The sequence below is a fragment of the bacterium genome, from assembly GCA_037131655.1.
GTDB lineage: Bacteria > Armatimonadota > Fimbriimonadia > Fimbriimonadales > JBAXQP01 > JBAXQP01.
This window is the reverse complement of sequence record JBAXQP010000347.1, coordinates 1-2,588: the sequence shown is the minus strand read 5'-3', so window position 1 is coordinate 2,588 and position 2,588 is coordinate 1. Positions and strand designations below refer to the sequence as shown.

General features: G+C 49.7%; 3 protein-coding genes. 2 read left to right on the top strand and 1 reads right to left on the bottom strand.

Going from position 1 to position 2,588, the window contains the following annotated elements; translation table 11 throughout:
* On the bottom strand, positions 1–930 hold a 930-nt coding region (locus WCO51_12215), incomplete at its 3' end, for a thiamine pyrophosphate-dependent enzyme (GenBank protein MEI6514018.1).
* Between the two features lie 328 nt (positions 931–1,258).
* On the opposite strand from WCO51_12215, the gene WCO51_12210 reads away from it, so the two are divergent.
* Positions 1,259–2,062, top strand: a complete 804-nt coding sequence (locus WCO51_12210; GenBank protein MEI6514017.1) for a DeoR/GlpR family DNA-binding transcription regulator — start codon at positions 1,259–1,261, stop codon at positions 2,060–2,062.
* A gap of 151 nt (positions 2,063–2,213) precedes the next feature.
* Positions 2,214–2,588 (top strand): hypothetical protein (locus tag WCO51_12205; protein ID MEI6514016.1); only part of this gene is annotated, 375 nt, incomplete at its 3' end.

The following is a 2,588-nucleotide window of genomic DNA, read 5'->3' as shown; positions in this document are numbered from 1 at the left end:
GTAACCATCAACGCGCTCGGCATGCATCTGGTCGGGGCTCATTCCCGCTCCAATCCGAGCCAACACATTGAAGCCCATCGTTTCGCCGACCGGTTGGCCGCCCATGCCGTAGAAGTTGTTCACATAATTCATAATCAGCGGGAGTCCGCCGCGATGTTCTTCATCCCACAGGGTTTTGAACTGATCCATGGTGGCAAAGCAAAGGCCTTCCCAAACTGGACCGCATCCCGCCGCGCCATCGCCGATATTGCAGATGACCATGCCGGGTTTGTGGTTTACCCTCTTATAGAGCGCCGCGCCGACTGAGATGTCGCCTGAGCCTCCGACAATCGCATTATTGGGATAGATGCCAAAAGGGGTGAAGAAGGCGTGCATTGAGCCGCCCATGCCCTTATTGAACCCTGCCTCGCGTCCGAAGATTTCGCCCAGCGCGCCATAAATCAGAAAGTCGATAGCAAGCGATTTAACCGAACCGTCAGCATCCTTTTCGACCACTTTCAGGACTGAGCCGTCCATGTAGGTCTTCATGATGCGCGTTAGTGTCTCATTATCGAGCTTATTGATGGCCGATAGGCCTTTGGCGAGGATTTCGCCATGGCTTCGGTGACTTCCATAGATATGGTCGTCAACACCCAACAAAAAAGCTTGGCCGACAGCAGCCGCTTCCTGACCGATTGAAAGATGGGCGGGGCCGCGATGGTCGTACTTGATGCCTTGATATTCCATCTTAATCTTAACTTCATTAAGCATGTTCTCAAAGGCGCGGACAACAGCCATATCGTGATGAATTCGAACCAGATCATCAGATGAAAAACCTTTTTTAAGTTCGTCTTTCATTGTACGGCTATATTGGTTTATAGGTATCGGATCGAACGTTACCTTGCCTTTGGCGCGGACGTCCTGCGGATGTACAGACAATGTTTTAGGCATTATAATAAGTCCTCCCTGAGTTCTCGGAGATGGTGATTGGATACAGGTACCAGGTGATAGGTTTTAGGCTAAAGGCAATTCCGAAATATCTTAACCCTAATCATACTCTAATTCCGATTGCTATCTCTTAGAGTTACTTTCCAGTCAGATTCCACGATTCGCTCCTAATGACACGACATCGTTGTGTATGGGTTTTCCGGATCGTGCTTCTTGCTTCTTGCCTCTTGTCTCTTGCCTTTTGTTTCGATGCCTTTTTTAAAACCTAACAGCTAATACCTTTTCCGTGTTTTCTTCCTGTATAATAGCATACGACAAAATGAGAAAGAAATTGGCATATAAAGCGAAAGAAAAAGAAAATAATGGTTTGTTGCCCGAAGAGCGCAGACAAGCGATCCTTCAACACCTGCGTCGCGATGGGAAAGTGACCGTTCCATCACTGGCGGATGATCTTGCAGTGAGTTTGCCAACCGTGCGGGCTGATTTGGCAAGACTTGAGACGCGTGGGCTTCTTAGACGAACTCATGGAGGGGCGCTGCCGGTTGAATCGGCTCGCCATGAACCTCCATACGATGAGCGGGAGCGGACTAACCCCGATGAAAAAAGAGCGATCGCCAAAGTCGCCGCCTCATTTGTCCAATCCGGTGAAACAATTCTCTTAGACGCCGGCACAACCACGTATGAGATAGCCCTCGAACTTCATTCCAAGCGCGACCTTACGGTGGTGACCAATAGTTTGGCTATCGCATGGACGCTCATGGAGAATCCCACTTTTGAAGTAATTCTATTAGGCGGGACTGTTCAGCATCATCGCAAAGCCACTCTTGGCCCGTTAGTGATTAAACAACTCGAGTCGATGAATGTTGACCGGGCCTTTGTAGCCGTCAGCGGCGTTGATCCTGTTGGCGGTTTAACGGTCATTGATTTTGATGCGGCACAAGTGAAGTTCGCGATGATGAGCCGTGCCCGCGAGACGATAATTATCGCTGACAGCAGCAAACTGGGCCAAATCGCCTTCGCCCAAATTGCCCCCGTAACCCAAGCCAGCTTCCTAATCACCGATGCCGACGCCGATCCCCGTATCACCCGCTCCCTCGAAGAACTAGGCCTAATCATCCGCCTCGCAATATCCTAGGGGGCACGTTTTTATTTATAAGCAACGTATGGATCGTACAACAGGCACAGGTTGTCTTGGGAAGAAATTACCTTTCTGATGACTGATCACTTATTGACCAGGATTAATGCCCCTTGACTTTAAGCGGGAAAACTGCGATCATTAGGTTAGTATGAATGAACGGGCATTTGTGGAACGTAGGAAGCCGGATTGGGACCGGTTGGAGACTATCCTTAAGCACGCCAGAGTTGGTCTCTCGGCGTTGAGTAAGGATGAGTTGAATGCGCTTGGGCGGATTTATCGGGCAACTGCCGGTGATCTGGCGTACGTCCGAACTCATTCGGTTAATGACAATTTGATTGATTACCTGAACGATCTCGTGGGTCGTGGGCATGGGCTGCTCTACGTTCAACCACGCAAGAGCTTCAAACAAGGCTTTATCGACTTCGTTTACAACGTACCTGCGGTTGTTAGGCGTCGGCAGAAGTTTATCTATTCAACGATCGGTATAACGCTCATAGGCGCGTTAATTGGGGTGCTTATCTCC